The 18,018-nt window shown below is 44.4% G+C and carries 15 protein-coding genes; 8 read left to right on the forward strand and 7 right to left on the reverse strand.

The window, feature by feature from the left end; genetic code table 11:
• Positions 1–27: 27 nt before the first annotated feature.
• From MHH60_RS15020 to MHH60_RS15030, 3 genes are all read left to right on the forward strand, one after another.
• The gene (locus MHH60_RS15020; protein WP_076133803.1) at positions 28–1,776 is read left to right on the forward strand and encodes an ABC transporter ATP-binding protein; all 1,749 of its coding nucleotides are present in this window, start codon (positions 28–30) and stop codon (positions 1,774–1,776) included.
• A 58-nt stretch (positions 1,777–1,834) separates the two neighbouring features.
• Positions 1,835–3,922, forward strand: a complete 2,088-nt coding sequence (locus MHH60_RS15025) for an ABC transporter ATP-binding protein (RefSeq protein WP_076133804.1) — start codon at positions 1,835–1,837, stop codon at positions 3,920–3,922.
• A gap of 108 nt (positions 3,923–4,030) precedes the next feature.
• On the forward strand, positions 4,031–5,266 hold the full coding sequence (locus MHH60_RS15030; protein ID WP_076133805.1) for a winged helix-turn-helix domain-containing protein: 1,236 nt from the start codon (positions 4,031–4,033) through the stop codon (positions 5,264–5,266).
• On the opposite strand, the gene MHH60_RS15035 is transcribed toward MHH60_RS15030, so the two are convergent.
• The 5 genes from MHH60_RS15035 to MHH60_RS15055 form a co-directional block, all read right to left on the reverse strand.
• Positions 5,261–5,725: a hypothetical protein gene (locus MHH60_RS15035; protein ID WP_038571625.1), complete on the reverse strand. Its 465-nt coding sequence runs from the start codon at positions 5,723–5,725 to the stop codon at positions 5,261–5,263. The two genes, MHH60_RS15030 and MHH60_RS15035, sit on opposite strands and share 6 nt — an antisense overlap.
• Before the next feature lie 44 nt (positions 5,726–5,769).
• Positions 5,770–6,483: a hypothetical protein gene (locus MHH60_RS15040; protein ID WP_076133806.1), complete on the reverse strand. Its 714-nt coding sequence runs from the start codon at positions 6,481–6,483 to the stop codon at positions 5,770–5,772.
• Between the two features lie 16 nt (positions 6,484–6,499).
• Entirely contained in the window at positions 6,500–7,444 is a 945-nt protein-coding gene (locus MHH60_RS15045) for an ATP-binding cassette domain-containing protein (protein ID WP_076133807.1), read from the reverse strand.
• A gap of 253 nt (positions 7,445–7,697) precedes the next feature.
• Positions 7,698–8,045: a four-helix bundle copper-binding protein gene (locus MHH60_RS15050; RefSeq protein WP_036688030.1), complete on the reverse strand. Its 348-nt coding sequence runs from the start codon at positions 8,043–8,045 to the stop codon at positions 7,698–7,700.
• A gap of 91 nt (positions 8,046–8,136) precedes the next feature.
• Complete coding sequence (locus tag MHH60_RS15055) at positions 8,137–9,156, reverse strand: CobW family GTP-binding protein (protein WP_076133808.1); 1,020 nt, start codon at positions 9,154–9,156, stop codon at positions 8,137–8,139.
• A 165-nt stretch (positions 9,157–9,321) separates the two neighbouring features.
• Between MHH60_RS15055 and MHH60_RS15060 the strand changes: the two genes are divergently transcribed.
• From MHH60_RS15060 to MHH60_RS15080, 5 genes are all read left to right on the forward strand, one after another.
• Complete coding sequence (locus MHH60_RS15060; RefSeq protein WP_076133809.1) at positions 9,322–9,840, forward strand: MogA/MoaB family molybdenum cofactor biosynthesis protein; 519 nt, start codon at positions 9,322–9,324, stop codon at positions 9,838–9,840.
• Positions 9,841–10,341: 501 nt separating this feature from the next.
• On the forward strand, positions 10,342–11,379 hold the full coding sequence (locus MHH60_RS15065; RefSeq protein ID WP_081388868.1) for an ArsR/SmtB family transcription factor: 1,038 nt from the start codon (positions 10,342–10,344) through the stop codon (positions 11,377–11,379).
• A 153-nt stretch (positions 11,380–11,532) separates the two neighbouring features.
• A complete protein-coding gene (locus tag MHH60_RS15070) occupies positions 11,533–12,201 on the forward strand; it encodes an ABC transporter permease (protein ID WP_179088865.1) in 669 nt (222 codons plus the stop codon).
• 22 nt (positions 12,202–12,223) lie between these two features.
• Complete coding sequence (locus tag MHH60_RS15075; protein ID WP_218640667.1) at positions 12,224–13,243, forward strand: ABC transporter ATP-binding protein; 1,020 nt, start codon at positions 12,224–12,226, stop codon at positions 13,241–13,243.
• Positions 13,240–14,058: an ABC transporter permease gene (locus MHH60_RS15080; RefSeq protein WP_076133813.1), complete on the forward strand. Its 819-nt coding sequence runs from the start codon at positions 13,240–13,242 to the stop codon at positions 14,056–14,058. Before MHH60_RS15075 ends, MHH60_RS15080 begins: the two co-directional genes overlap by 4 nt.
• A 305-nt stretch (positions 14,059–14,363) precedes the next feature.
• Here the strand turns inward: MHH60_RS15080 and MHH60_RS15085 are convergent, their stop codons facing one another.
• Both MHH60_RS15085 and MHH60_RS15090 read right to left on the reverse strand, forming a co-directional pair.
• Positions 14,364–16,670 carry a thiamine pyrophosphate-dependent enzyme gene (locus MHH60_RS15085; protein WP_076128294.1) on the reverse strand — a complete coding sequence of 769 codons (2,307 nt, stop codon included), beginning with the start codon at positions 16,668–16,670 and terminating at the stop codon, positions 14,364–14,366.
• Positions 16,671–16,695: 25 nt separating this feature from the next.
• Entirely contained in the window at positions 16,696–17,706 is a 1,011-nt protein-coding gene (locus MHH60_RS15090; RefSeq protein ID WP_143766640.1) for a 2-oxoacid:acceptor oxidoreductase family protein, read from the reverse strand.
• Positions 17,707–18,018: the final 312 nt, after the last annotated feature.

The following is an 18,018-nucleotide window of genomic DNA, read 5'->3' on the forward strand; positions in this document are numbered from 1 at the left end:
ATTACAACCTGAAAGGAAGGGATTTACTTGTTCTCTGTTCTTCGCGATCTCGGCTGGTTTTTTCGCCGAGAAAAAAGGCGTTACCTGATTGGACTCATATTACTCATAGGTGTGGGCGTTCTTGAATTACTCCCTCCACGTCTGCTAGGCAATGCCATTGACGACATAGTACGCGGTTCGATTACTACAGCTTCGCTTGCCAAATATATCGGCATGATCTTTATTTTGCTGCTAGTAATTTATTGGATTACCTACATATGGATGCACAAACTTTTCGGAGGTTCCAACCTTGTTGAGCGCCTGCTGCGCTCCCGATTTATGAATCATCTTATGACTATGACGCCCTCGTTCTTCGAGAAAAATAGAACTGGTGACCTCATGGCCCGGGCAACCAATGATATCAGAGCCGTCTCAGCTACCGTAGGATTCGGAATGCTTACACTGGTGGATTCTACAATCTACCTCACGGTTGTGCTGTTTGCGATGGGCTTTCTCGTCAGTTGGAAGCTGACCCTTGCAGCAGTATTACCATTACCCTTAATTGCAATAGCTATGATTTTTTATGGTAAAGCTATTCATGATCGATACAGCTTAGCGCAGGATGCATTCGGAGATATGAATGACCAAGTGCTCGAATCTGTCTCTGGTGTGCGCGTAATCCGTGCTTATGTCCAAGAGCGTCTTGATGAAAAACGTTTCTCGGATATTACTGAGGATGTTTACAACAAAAATATGGCCGTAGCTCGTGTCGATGCTTTCTTCGAACCAACTATCCGCTTCTGTGTCGGACTCAGCTACATTATTGGTCTTACTTATGGGATTTACCTTGTATTCCGCAATCAGATCACACTGGGTGATCTAGTCTCCTTTAATATGTATCTCGGTATGATTGTATGGCCGATGTTCGCTATTGGAGAATTGATCAACATTATGCAGCGTGGTGGAGCTTCCCTCGAACGTATCGACGAGACGTTAAACTCCAAACCCGATGTTCAAAATGCTGCCCATCCCGTTCAAGTTCCCCACCCTACTCGAATCGAGCTTAACGATGTGACTTTCCGTTATCCTTCTTCGACGATAGACAATCTAACCCATGTCAACCTAACCCTGAACCAAGGGCAGACATTAGGTGTAGTCGGGCGTACAGGAAGCGGGAAATCTACACTGCTCAAACAATTGCTCCGCGAATATCCGACAGGTAATGGAGAAATCCTTATATCTGGCGTGCCTATTCAACAGATTTCCCTGGATCAGCTGCATAGCTGGATGGGTTATGTTCCACAAGAGCAAATCCTTTTCTCCAAATCCGTTCGGCAAAACATTCAGTTTGGTCTAGACAACGCCGATGACGATACGATTATGCAAGCCATTACAGCTGCCGCTTTCCAAAACGACCTGGGCGCATTGTCCGATGGTCTGGATACTCTGGTGGGTGAACGTGGTGTATCTCTCTCCGGTGGACAAAAGCAACGTGTCTCTCTGTCCAGAGCTTTTATCGCTAATCCTGATATTCTTATTCTGGATGATGCCCTATCAGCCGTTGACGCTCGTACGGAAGCTCAGATTATCGACAATATCCGGAATGAACGTGCCGGAAAAACCACATTAATCTCTACTCACCGTCTCTCTGCCGTCCAACATGCCGACATGATTGTTGTACTGGATAACGGACAAATTGTTGAACGAGGTACACATCAGGAACTATTGGATTTGAATGGCTGGTACCGTGAGCAATATGATCGGCAGCAAGTCGAAAATAACTTATCGAATGATTAAACTACAACCATAAATAAACGAGCTACGACTACGCAAAACATTTTAGGAGGTGTCACGGTTGACAAAAAGTACAGGCAAACGCCTGCTGGAATATGCATTGACCGCAAAGAAAACCTTTATCGCAGCCCTTCTGCTGCTTTCAATCGGGGTAGCGGCAGAGCTGGCAGGTCCATTTATAGCCAAAAGCATGATCGACAATCACATGCTGGCCATCGAGAAGCCCTATTTCAGCACCACGTCTCCCGATAAGGCGGCTGAATATAACAATAGTTTATACAAACGCGGCGATCGCTTTGAGCCTGGTGAAACTAAAGGCCAAGAAATTCGTGTTCTTCAAGCAGGGAGAAGTTTCTATTTTATTAACGAAGCTGTAACACAGCCTGACGGTGAACGACAGTTCATCGATGGAGAGATGCATATCACCCGTGGTGATAATGAAGTTATCTATCCGGCGGTTAAGCTGTCGGCAGATGAGCTGTTCGCTTTTTACAAACCCGAGCTTCCTGGGATCTATCAGTTGGTGGGAATGTATGCTATTTTTCTTGTAATCTCCATCTTTGCTGAATTCGGAAAAACCTACTGGCTGCAATCTTCGGCGAATCAGGTAATCCGGAAGCTGCGGACAGATGTATACGCGCATATCCAGCGACTACCCGTTCATTTTTTTGACAATTTACCTGCTGGTAAGGTAGTGTCGCGGGTTACAAATGATACCGAGGCGATTAAGGATCTATTCATTGCCGTCCTCTCCAATTTCAGCACCGGTATTATCAATATAACTGGGGTATATATCGCTCTGTTCTTACTTGATGTCCGTCTGGGTCTGATCAGCTTGTTCATTGTACCTATTCTTGTGCTGTGGATCGTGCTCTATCGCAAAATTGCGACCAAATACAATACGATCATTCGCTCACGTCTAAGTGAAATTAACGCCATTATTAATGAATCGATTCAGGGGATGTCAATCGTCCGGATATTCCGCCGTCAGAAGCAGCTTAGTGCAGAATTTGAGAACCTGAACGATGATTACTTGAAATATCAGAATAAAATGTTAAATCTGAATGCCTTCACGTCCCACAATCTGGTGAACTCACTTCGTAGTCTCTCTTTTGTGATGGTGCTTTGGTATTTCGGACATGGCAGTATTACTGGTTCAACCTTTGTATCCTTAGGCGTACTGTATGCCTTTGTCGATGTGCTGGGACGTTTGTTCCAGCCTATCACAGGTATGGTGAACCAGTTGGCGAACCTGGATACTTCTATGGTATCTGCGGGACGTGTGTTTACGCTTATGGATGAACCTGGAGAGAACGTTACGGACGGCTCCATGCCACGCTACAAAGGGAATGTGGAATTTAAGAATGTATCTTTTGCTTATAAAAAAGACTACGTCCTGCGCGATATCTCCTTTGAAGCACGCCCGGGTGAAACTGTCGCTCTTGTAGGTCATACGGGTTCCGGCAAAAGCTCAATCATCAATTTGTTGTTCCGGTTCTATGATCCACAAAAAGGCGATATTACGATTGACGGGCAAAAGGTTACGGATATTCCAAAGCAGTGGCTACGGAATCATATGGGCATCGTACTGCAGGATCCGTACCTCTTCACGGGCACCATTGCTTCGAACGTCAGTCTAGGGGATGAACGAATTTCCCGTGAACGGGTAGAACGAGCTTTGCGTGAGGTTGGTGCGGATAAGTTACTTGCTCATCTTCCACAAGGATTTGATGAACCTGTCATCGAAAAAGGAAGTACTTTATCTGCAGGTCAGCGGCAATTGATTTCTTTTGCGAGAGCTCTCTCCTTTGACCCAGCTATTCTCATTCTTGATGAAGCTACCTCCAATATCGATACAGAGACGGAAAGCGTCATTCAGGATGCGCTGGAAGTTCTCAAAAAAGGACGCACCACTTTCATCATCGCACACCGCTTATCCACGATTCGCAGTGCAGATCAGATTCTAGTCCTGCATCACGGAGAGATCGTAGAACGCGGCAGCCACGATGAACTGATGGCGCTTGGCGGAAGATACTTCCGGATGTACCAGCTGCAAGTAGGTGCTGCTGCTAACAGCTCTGGCGATAACGCTGGCGCAAGCAACCGTCCAGCACTCGGAAACTTGCAACCCTCTCTTGAGAAAATGTAATTTACAACCCTGAGTCACTTCATTGTGATTCAGGGTTTTTTCCTGCTTGATCTTAGAACAGATGTTCTGTATTATGGAAATTAATACATAACCTTGGAGGAGCAAAGTATGCTTACTTATAATTTGACTAAGAAACAAGCTAGGCTTTTTCTGCTATCTCATCAAAAGTTAACTGCTGGAGCTATCCCTTCTGGAAAACATAGTATTTATGACTATGTTCGTCACGTAGGCTGCATCCAATATGACCCCCTTAATATCGCTGGCCATAATCATGAGCTGGTCCTTCAGGCACGGATTCCGGGATTTACGCCAGAACTGGTCCAAGAGCTTCTGTATAAAGACAGGCTGCTCGTTGATGGCTGGGACAAGAACATGTCTATTTATTGTACGGAGGATTGGCCTTATTTTAAGCGGAGAAGAACTGCTGCTGCCTCCCATCATCAGGCTAATGAGCCTGTAATGGTCGCTGTAGCACAGGTTCGTGAAGAGCTTCAGAAGCGTGGTCCTCTCTCCTCTCTGGATTTAGACGGAAAGGAGAAAGTAGATTGGGCTTGGGCTCCGACAAGATTATCACGGGCTGCAATGGAAAGCATGTACTTTTGGGGAGAGATTGTTGTCCACCATCGTGTACATACCCGGCGATATTATGATTTCGCTGAACGTTTGTTACCCTCAGAGCTGCTGAGTTCAGCCGATCCAAATGTCACGGAAGAGCAATTTCACGATTGGTATGTGTTACGTAGAATAGGAAGTATCGGCTTGTTATGGAATAAATCTGGAGACGGATGGCTGGGCATATCTGGACTGAAGAGCAAAGAGCGTGCTGCGGCGATTCAGAGATTGCTGGAGAAGGATAGTCTCAGAGAGGTTTGGGTCGAGGGGATTAAGGTTCCGCTTTATATCCGCAGTATAGATGCTCCAACCTTGGAGTCTGTGATGCTGCAAGAATCCGAAGAGACTGGGCTTCAACCACGTAATTCATTTGCGGCTGTTTTGGCTCCGCTGGATAATTTGTTGTGGGAACGCGAGCTGGTTCGGCAATTATTTGGATTTCATTACCGCTGGGAGGTCTATAAGCCGGCAATAGAACGAGAATATGGTTACTATGTACTGCCAATATTATATAATGATCGTTTTGTTGGCAGATTTGAACCGGTGATGGATAAGAAGAGCCAAACATTGAATATTAACAATTGGTGGTGGGAACCTGGAGAAAGCCTAACACCGGAGATGATTCCGGCATTAGGCGAAGCTTTAACTGCACTCTCTCGCTGTGTTAGAGCTTCTTCGGTTCATTTTAGACCAGAGGTTGTAACAGCTTGCGGCTTAGAAGGATTATTATAATAAGTTTTCCTCCTCTAACCCAAGCTTCGTGAACATTTCTGTGCAGTAGCCTTGCAGTTTAACTTCAAGTCTACTTGCCTTATTTTTAAATCGTTTCAGCTCCCGAATCATTTTAGCCCTTCCGGCAGGCGTAAAGGTTTCCTGTATACGTTCTTTAAAGTAATCATGAACGATGTAATTACGTTGTTTCCACACTTCCTCCAACTGAGCGGTTTCTTGCTCCGAGAATGGAAAATGATGTTGGATTTCTTTGATGAGTTGGCCGAGTGAATTGCTGAGTTTTCGCTGATAAAGGTCTGTCAGATCTGCTTCTGTTGGCGTTTTTCCTTGTGATAGCTTAGTAAGCAATAGCAAGTTGGTAAGCTGCTGCTCGAGGGCCTGTCCATAATAAACTGCCAGTCCAAAATAGGCGAATAACTCTTTCGATTGTTCACTCTCAGGTACATATGTATCCTTCATCTTTTCCCCCACTTCTATATCCTTGTTCCTTTTATCTATACAAGTTATGTTTTGTTGTAATCCCTCTGTCTTGATCTGTACAAATAAAAACCGATAAGCAGTGTTATATATACTAATGCATGTGCAAAGGAACCTAACAACTCCGCTAATGACAATGTATCAGCTTTCATCATGGCCTCCATTACAGGAGTTACTGGCGGCAACAACCAGATCAAAAAATGAAATATACCAGGCAAACTTTCGCTGATTTGTGCTCCGCCCAGTGATAGTACAACGATAGCTAACAACATACCTGTTGCGTGACTGCCTTTTTGAACCCATGAAGATTGAAAGAATAGAGCTATAGCCACACCAAGCATACCCAATAATCCATGTCCTATGAGCGCTAGAATTAACCGATATGACCCGGGTGATTCTGCGAAATGACCCGTTACCCAAGGATATAGGACAATCAATAGATCTAGCAGCAACGTTAGAAAACAAAGCGTTAAGATACTACCTGCACTATGTTTTGCCGCACTTCGCATGTGAACAACTGCAATCTGCCGATGAACAGCGTGCTCATGATTCAAAAAACTAAGACTCATCCAAGCGCAGCTTATAAAGAGCATTACTGCTGTAGCGGCATAGCTATTCATAACTGGATTAGGCTTATAAGAATACAATATCAAGACTGCAATCACAATCCCCGCTAACGGGCCGAAATAACGCTGAGATCGAGTATAACTTCGCAGCATGTAAACGATAAACGGATACACGTTAGCCCCCCTTGGTTCAACTCCTAGGATTCATCCATTTTTCTAAGTCATGCGATCCTCCGCGAGGTTCTACCGATTGTATTGAACCACCCGACTCCAAGATAACCCGCAAAAAAGTATCTGATTCTGATCTTGTTACTGTCAACGCCGTACGTTCTATGTTACAACTATCCTTAAACGTATTTATTGCAATGAAACCTGCCATTTCCTTCAATTGCTGCAATTTCTGAATCGACAGATTAGACAATAGTATGTATGTAGAGGGTTTAAAGTTCAGCTTCTCTGACCCCTGAATTGACTTTACAATTTTCCCTTCATGTATGACATGAACCTGATCCGCAAGCAATTCAATCCATTGGGGTTCATGTACAGAGAAGACTATAGCAGTACCCTTATTTCTCAAACCGATGAGCAGATCAGCTAACTTATTCATTGAGGGGAGATCAAGGCCCGACATAGGTTCATCAAGAAGCAGCAACGAGGGACTTCCCAACAAGCTTTGAATCAAATTAATTTTTTGCAGCATCCCTTTGGAGAAATTTAGCATCGACTGCTTGCGAAAGTGCTCCAGTTTAAAAAGTTGAAATAACGTTGTTAGCTCCTGCTCGATCAGGACTGGCGCAAGGCCGCTAATTTGTCCCATACTTCGCAAGTACTGTTCGGGGGTTAGCTTCAATCCTGGAAACATCTCAGGTGCATAACCAATTCTCAGATTTGGATCCTTACAAGTCAGCCTTCCTGAGGAAATATGGACTAGTCCAGCTAAGATTGACAACAAGGTACTTTTACCGGATCCGTTTCGTCCGATCAGAGCAGTTGCAGTCCCCTTCTCAATAGTGAACGATACATCTTCCAGTACGGGTCGGCGTCCATATTGTTTACTGATCTGTTCTAATTCTATTAGGGAAGTAGCAACACCTATACTACCGCCGGAAAAGTTACGATCTACTAAGTTCGCCACTTAACATTCTCCCTTCATATCTACTGTTAATTCTCCGGTTCCCTACGAATTTCCTCTTCTAGGAATCAAAAAAAAAGAAAGAACTGCCATGGCAGCCCTTTCTAAAACTTACTTTCAATCCAGTATTCCTCCTCTTTTTTTCTACCAATCGCATGAATCAAACAGACCTGGATATAAAAAACCAGACTATTGCTATATTTCTACAGCAGCAGTCTGGCTATTAGTTCATATATGAGAGTTAAGTTATACGATCTTACGCATATACCTCAACAGCATCGCTAATCAAACGGCATGCCTCTGCAGCTTTACGGCAGGCATTAATACATTCTTGGCAGTGATTATGTATATGCTTGCTGCTCTCATCCGCGCATGCTTCACATATTTCTGCACATAGTTTTAGAATTCCAGATACAAACGGACTTTGACGGGTCATTGCTTGAATGGCATAAGAACAAATATCCGCACATTCACGATCGAGTCGCATGCTCTCACGAAGAGATGCAAGATCATATTCTTTTAGGCTTGAGACATAGCTGTAGTTACAGGCATTCATACTTTCGAGACAAGCGTCAATGCACTCCTGATATTGAATTCGGGTCATAGCCTTCAACCTCCTGCATTTTTAATGGTATGCCTTACTATTAACCTACAAGATTAGGAATGAACCACAGCTTCTTCTGAAGCAGAACGGATTATAGGCTTCTTTTGATCGTACCAGGCCGAACTAAAATACGTCCTTCCATCTCCAGCAGCTTCGTACGTAACTCACTGGATGAGAAATGTTCCCCGATAAATACAGCCACATCTGGCACTTCGCCTTGAGGTGTGATTTTCATAAAATCAGCTTCACGGTAAGCATATTGAAAAAGAAAGCGACTGGAGGTGTCATTAAAGGTCACAATGCCTTTAGCCCTATAAACATCACGCGGAAGCTCCTTGACGAACTGTTCAAAGGTCTCGCTGTTGACAGGTCGTTTGAAGTAATGTGTGTATGCCATCACGTGATCGTGGGAAGCATGGGTGCCTCCTGAAGGTTGCAGAGCTTCCTCATGCACATGGCTTTCGCTGTCATTCTCTTCAAGCTGTGTATCCGTAAGAACTCCACCTGCGCTACGCAGGAGCTCCTCTGTGTCGATCTCACAACGCTCCGCTGGCATAATCGGTGCATAAGAATTCCATTTTCGCAGAACGGTTGTGATCTCTTCCGCCTCATCAGCTGAGACACGGTCAGTTTTATTCAGAATCAAAACAGAGGCGCAGCGAATTTGCTCCTGCATCAGTCGATAGGTTGCGCCCTGCTGCGCACGGTACAATTCGAGCAGATGCGCGGCGTCAACGACGGTGATCAAGCTTTTCAGCTCTACTTTTTGATACAGTGAAGTTTCGGTTACGCCATCTACAATTTCCAGCGGGTTCGCCGCACCTGTGGCCTCAATAACAACCACATCCGGTGATTCCTTCTTGATAAGAGTTGTTAGCTCTGTACTGAGATCTCCTCGGATAGAACAGCAAATACAGCCGCCGAGCAGCTCTGCCATAGGAACGGTTTGCTCAACCAGCAGCCCATCCAGATTCACTTCACCCAGCTCATTCATCACTACTGCCGGGCGTAATCCCTGATCTTTCCAATGTTCCAGCAGGCGCTGCAGCAGGGTAGTTTTGCCGCTTCCCAGAAATCCTGACAATATATACACAGGTACAACCTGTTCCATGATTCATCGCTCCTTGCAAATTACGGGTATGGTAGCGAGTTTACTACATGATGCCAAAGCACGCAAGCGGCATCCCTATAACCTCAAAAGATTAGCGCTGGATAACGAAACTTGTCTTTGCTTCCCCCATAACCTATCATGAGAACATCTCTAATTTAGGAGCTGATCTCATTGTCATCCGTTGAAGAACATCGGAAGGAAGCACCACAATCCGTTTCCTGCTATATCATTACCGTCTCAGACACCAGAACTACCGAAACCGATACCGGTGGAGCATTAATCCAATCCATGCTTGAGGCTGCCGGATATGAAGTTATAGGGCGCACCATTATCAAAGACAACTATCAGGACATTCGTGAACTACTTTATAAAAACGCTGATCACACTGGAGTTGAAGCCGTGCTGCTCACGGGTGGAACAGGAATTTCTCCCCGTGATACCACCTACGAAGCAGTTTCATCCTTGTTGGATAAAACGCTGCCGGGCTTCGGTGAAATTTTTCGAATGATAAGCTACACAGAGGACATAGGTTCGGCGGCAATCCTTAGTCGAGCAATTGCAGGTACGATTGGCAACACAGCTATTTTTTCTATGCCCGGCTCCACTGGAGCCGTTAAATTGGCTATGGAACGGCTCATTATCCCGGAGCTTCGTCATGTAATGCGAGAGATATACAAACAATAATCCCACCCATTTTTTTATAAACTAGACAAATAACCAAGCATACCTTTGTTCTGTGCGTATAATACGGTAAGTTCACACACAAAGGAGCTGAAGGAAATGTCAGAAGAATGTCCAAAATGTCCGGCCCAAACTGTCACTGACCCACCTAAGGTGGTTTATCAAGATTATTACCACCCTCAAGTTGTGAATGTTATTCACCCGGTAGAAATCGTTAGACGCCATCACTGTGTCCCAGTTCCTCGCCATTGCTACACCTATTCTGTTAAAGATATCATGTGCGATAACACCATGATGCCTAGAGGCAGAAGATAACTCTACTTCATAACTCTATTAAAAGAATCCAATAAGTGAGAGAAACATCCATGATCAACGCATGGGGATGTGCTCTCGCTTTTTTCTGCATAAAAGATTTGACAAACTTGACCATTCCCCCTATAATTTTGAACACTTTACGCGAAAGTGGTTTTTGATTAACCAGACAGTTAATCGGAAAGGAAAGAGATGAGCTCACTCCAAACTTTAAATCGAAAGATCAAAACGGTCGTCAGTCCTTTTCATGAGTTATTATGCAGTCTGCATGTCTTCCATCAACCAGAACACCATCCAACAAGATTACATTGGGCTCTGGAGCTCAAGAAAAGGATGCCTCTTGCTCTACAGGAGAACATCCACACACTTGGGCAGTTGTCAGACCGTTGGATCGCTTTGCTAGATTTACCGGACCGTATGGGTGTCCCTATTTCTTGCAATCAAGGAATCACCCTACTCAAAAAACTTCCGGATGCAGAGCTAGTCTATCTATTTATGAATCAAGAAATTGCACTAAGTATCATAGTCGAATGGCTGAATGAATCTGAAAGCAAGCGTTCTCTGATGAAGTTGAGCGGAAACGTGAAGTACCTGATAAACAATCTGGCTGGTGTTCGCAAGCTGTTAATCTCAACATTAATTACATACGAACAAGATTACTTTGAGAAGGAATGGGACTATATTGAACCATTTATGAACATCTCAGCCGCTCAGTTTCAAGACTTAGCCAGTCGTTCCCCGGAAAAGGCACTAAATACGCTCCACCCACGTCTCCTCTCGGAGAACGGGACTCTAACAGTACAAAAGGCTGTAACGTATTACTTTCCTTATGACCAGCTTGGACAAGTGTACGTTTTTCCTTCTACATTCATATTTCCGCATCTGCTTGTTGGCTGGTTCGAAGACACTTTATTTTTGCCTCTCACGGTGGATGTTCCCGGTCTTGCCTTTAGTGAGGGACCGCCGAGTGACCTGTTGCGCCAACTCAAAGCTTTAAGTGATGATACGCGGATGCGAATACTGAAACTGCTGTGGAAAGGGCCGCATTGTACCAAGCAGCTTGCGCCAATATTGGGTATTTCTGAAGCTGCGGTCTCTAAACAGCTAAAACAACTAAGTGAAGCAGGATTTACCCAATCACAGCGAAAAGGGAATTATTTATTTTATTCAGTGAACAAAGAAGTCTTTGATAATCTGCTCATCCTGCAAAGGCAGTACCTTGAACAATGAGGTTAATGAAAGGTGTGAGTACATATGTGGCATATCGCTATCGCAACCCTAAAAAGAAACCAAAAATCTAATCTTAGAGCCTTTCCCTGGACCTTTACTTTCGGACACATTATTGATGGAGTTTATCTAGTCATCATCTCTTATTTTTCTTATGTGTATCTAATCAAAGGGGATATAGATTCAAAATTTGCTATCTATAGTGGCAGTGATGACTATCTGACCTATGTAATTATTGGAGGTATGCTCAGTATATTTTCCGTCAGTATGATGATGAATGTATCCAGGGCACTTATTACCGAATGGAGAGAAGGTACACTTGAGGCACTGTTGCTCTCCCCTTCAAGCCGGAGCGGTTATTTTCTAGGAAACGCAGTCCAGCAGTTGTATCGAAGTGGGGCGGAATTGCTGGTGGTTCTCTTCTTTGGTCTTTTGGCAGGACTTCGGCTCCCCTCTGTCCATTTCATATCTGTCCTCGTGGGAATTTTGCTGTTTTTACTATCTTGTTATGCGATGGCGCTGGTGCTAGGAAGCATTATGCTTTATACAAGGGACACCTTCATTGTGCAAAACACTCTATTTACGCTAACTGCTCTACTGTGTGGATTTCAGTTTCCAAGGCAATACTTACCTGACTACTTGCAGGCTATAGGTGAGATCTTTCCATTGACCTATGCGCTACAACTCCTTCGAGGTTCGCTGCTAACTGGAGAAGCAATACGATTACCTGATATATGGCCAATCATACTGCTTAGTGTTGTATACATAACGGTTGGTCAATGGACAAATCGGCGCATAGAGCGCGGGTTGTTCGAACGATTCTAAAACCTTGGAGGGGTGAAAAGTATTGATTAACATGCATGAAGTAACTAAAATTTACGAGAGTAAACATAAACTGGGCTGGTTTCGTTCGGAAAAAAGATCAGTGACAGCAGTGAAATCACTATCTTTAGATATCGCCGCGGGGGAAATCGTAGGTCTTCTCGGTCTAAATGGCGCTGGAAAAACCACTACAATACGTATGCTTTCTACTCTCCTAGAGCCAACCTCCGGCAGTATTGAAGTCGATGGAATGTCACTACACAAGAATCGACAGGCCATTCAGCAAAAAGTAAATATGATCGCCGGAGGAGAACGAATGTTGTACTGGCGACTCACTGGCAGAGAGAATCTTGAATACTTCGGTAAACTCTATGGAATGAACAGCTCTCAAATCGCTAGAGAAGCAGGACGTCTTCTAGAGGAAGTAGGTTTGACCCAAGCTGCCGACCAACCTGTTGAGCAATATTCTAAAGGGATGAAGCAACGGCTGCAAATCGCCCGCGGACTTATCAACGATCCACAATACTTATTTCTAGATGAGCCCACACTTGGCCTAGATGCCCCCATTGCCAGGCAGCTTCGCAGTACAATAAGGAAGCTTGCACTGGACGGTGGAAAGGGTATCCTTTTGACCAGCCATTATTTACAAGAGGTCGAAGAGCTCTGTGACCGAGTTTATGTACTGAATCGAGGCGAGCTTCTGCTCTGTGACAAACCCGAGCGGATTGTTCATCAGGTTGCAGGCTCGCAAACTGCTCATTTAGAGGTTACAGGCTGGCATGAATCACTTCGTCCAAAGCTACTGGAGCATCTACGAACATTTACTCAGCCTGCAGAATTAATGGCTGTCTGCGCAACAGAAAAACTTGAACTTCGAAGTGATGGACTGCAGCGCATTTCTGTAAAGACACCAACGGCTGATAGGATCATTACAGAGCTGCTGCCATGGACTACGGAGCATGGGCTTAGCATTAAAAGCTTCGCATCCGAAAAACCAAATCTGGAGGATGCAATTATCCTCCTTTCGGAAGGAAGGGTATCATGAACTTACATAGCTTATGGTTTACCCTTAGCGCGGAGATCACTAAGCAGCATCAAAATAGAGTTAAGGGACGCGCAGTGTTTTTTTCACTTTTACTCTGGCCGGCGCTCACCTTTTTAACCACCTACTTTACCATGCAGCCCTTTAGAACCGGAGCAGGATCAGCACTCTCAAAAGTAATCCCAGATGGACGGATTCCCCTTTTTCTGCTGAGTGGATATCTCGTCTTTCAGTTATACTGGACGGTTGTGCAAGCCGCATGGTTATTCGAACAAGAACGCAAAGGGGGCACACTGGAGGTAGTGTTCCTAACTCCAGCGTCAAAAATGGCCTTCCTGTATGGACGTTCCGTATATTCACTATTTCACGGAATATGGATGTTCGCTTGCTTCTCCATTCTGACTTTCATTTTTCTTGCGGATGTAACGACTGTTAACTGGGGCGCTTTATTACCTGTATTAGTACTTATCATGATATCAGCGGTTATATGGGGAGCTTTGCTGTGTGCGATATCTCTATTCTCCAGGGATTCAGGCCTACTCTATTACATCTTTCAAGCACCAATGGAGCTGTTTGGCGGGGTTCGTATTCCACCAGCAGTATTTCCAGCATGGGCAACGGGTTTATCTCTTCTGTTTCCACTCACGTATAGTCTGGTTCTTGTGCGCGGGGCGTTATACGATAATATTGGCATTAGCTGGTGGTGGGCTCTCGGTGCTTTAATCATAGGCAGTGCTTTTCTTGTCATTTGTACCCGCTATCTTCTAGTTAGAGCTGAACAACATGCAAGAGTAAAAGGGAACTGGACTTTATTCTAACTGTAAATGACCATGTCTTTAACACATAGGACCTAAGAGACGTTATTTGCCGGTTTTTAGCTTTTTCAGAAGTTTCGCGGACTCCATGGACACTATTCCTTCAAAAAGGGTTCATATTGGGAGTTTTTAGGGCCGATAACTGCTATGTAGTCCGTTACAAATCCAAATGGGAAAGAAAACTATGTTTAAGGTCAGTGGTGTCCGATAACTGCTTCTTACGCGCAAATGCTCCCTAATTACAAAATAACCCGGCAGACAAATCTGCCGGGTTATTTCATATTTTATATACTGGAGAAAAACACATTTTATAAGTCAGGATGTTCGTGTTTTGCCTTGAGACGATTCCAACGGCGCTCAACTTCTTCTTCGAAACTGTGCAAAGCAGGCTCATTCTCAGGTTTCAACAAGTGACGAGTTTTACCCATTGTCTTCAGCCATGCTGAGAGCTCAACACGTTTACCCTTATCTTCGGGATTATATGTGATATTCGTAGAACCATGTTCTACTTCATATAACGGGAAGAAGCAAGACTCAACAGCTAATGATACGATGTTAGTGCCTTCCTTATCATCAGACATCCAGTTTAGCGGACATGCGATCAGGATTTTACCATACACCAAACCTTCGTTTTGTGCGTACCACTGTGCTTTTGCCGCTTTTTTCACCAGATCCTGTGGATACGCCTCCGAACCCGTGAAGACATAAGGAATGTTAGTAGCCGCCATAATTTGTGCTGTATCTTTATGCTGAGTAACTTTACCTTGCTGCTGCTTGCCGATACTGGAGGTTGAAGTACGGTGACCCAGTGGAGTCGAATAGGACTGCTGTGCTCCAGTGTTCATGTAACCCTCGTTATCGTACTCTACAATAATCATTTTGTGACCACGCAGTGCAGCTCCAATTGCCGGTCCCATCCCGATGTCCATACCGCCATCTCCGGTTACCATAACAAACGTAAAGTCCTCTTTAAGCCCTAGTCCATCCAACTCACCGCGACGTTTGCGTTCCCAGAACATCTCTACGACACCGGACAAGGTAGCCGCTCCATTTTGGAAAAGATTATGGATAAACGTTGATTTATGGGAGGAATACGGATACCCCGTAGTCGTTACCATGGCACAGCCTGTATGATAAAGTGCGACGATATCCCCTTCAATCCCTTTGAAGAAAGTCTCCAGTCCTGAGAAAATCCCACAACCTGGACACGCACCATGCCCTGGGGAGAGCCGTTTAGGTTTCTTCGTCAAGCTGCGCAGCGGCGGAATCCGTACGCTTAATTTGCCTGTTGCTTCATCCTGTTTCACAGTGATTAAGCCTGTCTTCAGTGAGTCAAAGTCCATTGGCTTCAAAAGACGTTGCGGAGCTTTATCTGGTGTACCCGGATTGTGGCCATAATAATCAAATGGTATGTCTACTCGATCTGCAGCAACAGCATCTATTGCTAATTGGAAAAATGCATGACCATCTTCTGCGTAGAAGTCCTTACCACCCAAACCGTAGATACGGCTAATTACTTTAGTCGTAGTGTTGCCATATGTGAACAGGGCTGCCTTGATTTCATTAACCATGTTACCACCGTGTCCGCCAACAGAATCTGCACGGTCACCAACGGTGATTGCTTTAACATTTTTCAGCGCTTCAGCAATTTGCTTTTGCGGGAAAGGACGGATCATATTCGGCGAGATTGCACCGGCTTTGATCCCTTGCAAACGAAGCTGATCCACAACATCCTTAATAATCTCAGAGGCAGAATTCATCAAGAATACAGCTACTTCAGCATCTTCCATCCGATATTCCTCGATCATTGGATAATGACGTCCGGTTAACTCAGCAAATTCCTTCGCAATTTCTTCAAAAACTTCACCCGCATTGTACATAGCTACGGACTGCTGATAGCGGTTGTTAATATAGTCAGGTTCATTCATATAAGGGCCAACCGTTACAGGATTATTGCGGTCTAAAGTATCGGTAAAGCCTGTTGGAGGTTGTGGTCCAACAAATTTATGAACATCCTCCCGATGAGTAAAAGCTTGAACGCGGCGTTTCTGGTGGGAAGTGAAATATCCATCTGAAGCCACCATTACCGGAAGACGAACTTTAGCATGTTCCGCAAGCTTCAATGCCATTAGGTTCATATCATAAACAGATTGTGGATCCCGGCACATTAAAATAGGCCAACCTGTATTCAAAGCAAAATACAAATCAGAATGATCCCCGTGAATATTCAGTGGTCCAGAGATCGAACGGCAGATTAGATTCATAACCATAGGCATACGCGTACCAGCTTGTACAGGCAATTGCTCAAGCATGAACATATAACCTTGGGCACTGGTAGCATTAAATACCCGTCCGCCAGCCGTTGAAGCGCCATAACAGATTCCAGCAGAGCTATGCTCGCCATCAGACGGAATCAGCATAATATCATGCTGGCCGTTCGCTTTCATCGTATCAAGAAATTGCGCTACTTCTGTCGATGGAGAAATCGGAAAATACCCCATTACATGATAATTGATCTGATGAGCAGCATAAGCTGCCATTTCATTGCCGGATTCATATAAGAATTTCTGCTCTACTTTAGCAGAGCCTACTTCTTTTTCATAATCTATAGCCACGTGTATTCCACCTTTCCTCCGTTAATTAGGCCTCAGTAACGAGATCAAAAATATGCCGGACCGTATGACTCTCTGCGTAGCCCTCTTCCTCACGTTCGCCAGACAAGGCAGTTGTAGGACAAGCTTCTACACATTTTAGGCAGCCTTTGCAGTATTGATAATCAATACCTTGCAGGAACATTTGTGGACGCCCCTTCTTATCAGGCTGCTCATCCCAAACAAAACACAGATCAGGACACACCGTATCGCACTGCGCACAATGAATACATTCCTCCTGCTTAAAATGAGGCAGCAAACCGGAGCGAGAAATGCTCAAGTTCTTTAAAAAGCTGCTGCCAGGATTCGTAATGGTACCGCCGATTGGCTGTGTTTCATAACCCAATGCGGAAATATCAGACCGCACGAATTCAGGCATTGTCGCACCCGCAGGCAGTGGAAAATGCATAAACTTAACTTCATTAAATCCACGGTCGAAAGTAGACAACGCTGACTGTACTGCCTGTGGATATTTTTTGCCTAGTGATTTCTCTATAACGCCTTTCATAATTTCAGGGTCCAAGAAATCACACATCCGGAACAACGCGCCCAGCATCGCCATATTAACGCGGTTTTTCTCATCTAAGGCGATAGTTGTAGCATCAACGACTGCAATAGTTCCTGCCATCATATTCAGAGAGGATTTCAATTCCTCCGGCGATTTTGCTGAGTTCACCAATACTGTGCTATGTTCATAAATTCCGCTAATTACGTTAACTGTCTTTGCTAGTGCTTCGTGAAATACCCCAACAACATGCGGACGCTCAACCGGAGACGTGTCACGAATAGGCGTATTCAAATCACAAAACCGGATATGTGCTTTTACCGCTGATCCCTTCTTCTCCGAACCATATGACGAAAAGCTGACCCCATTCATTCCAGCACCGACAACACCTGCTTCCGCAAGCATTTTACCAGCCAGGTTCGCACCCAACCCTCCAATTGACTCCAGACGAATCTCAAAAAATCCGAGCTCGTTCACTTTTGGTAACTGTACCACCGACATAGCCCCTTTCAGAATGTCATCTAGTATAATATCCTTTTGACTTTTTCAACGATTGTAACTTGATTTTGCAAGACGCGAAGTGACAAATCTTGCATTTTCCAAGTGTTGCCTAAGCTTATTTATCTACTTTCATTTAGCAATAAAATTAAAAATTAAGATGTTAAATTCATCACATTCTTCATGATAAATATCACACACCGATGAAAAATCACCTCTATTTCTACAATTGTGTATCATTTATACTTTTCAACTAGTCCATTTCAGGATAAACTGATTCTTGGTGTAATTTTTTGAACCTACTTAGGA

The organism is Paenibacillus sp. FSL H7-0716, from assembly GCF_038002705.1.
GTDB classification, from domain to species: domain Bacteria; phylum Bacillota; class Bacilli; order Paenibacillales; family Paenibacillaceae; genus Paenibacillus_AQ; species Paenibacillus_AQ odorifer.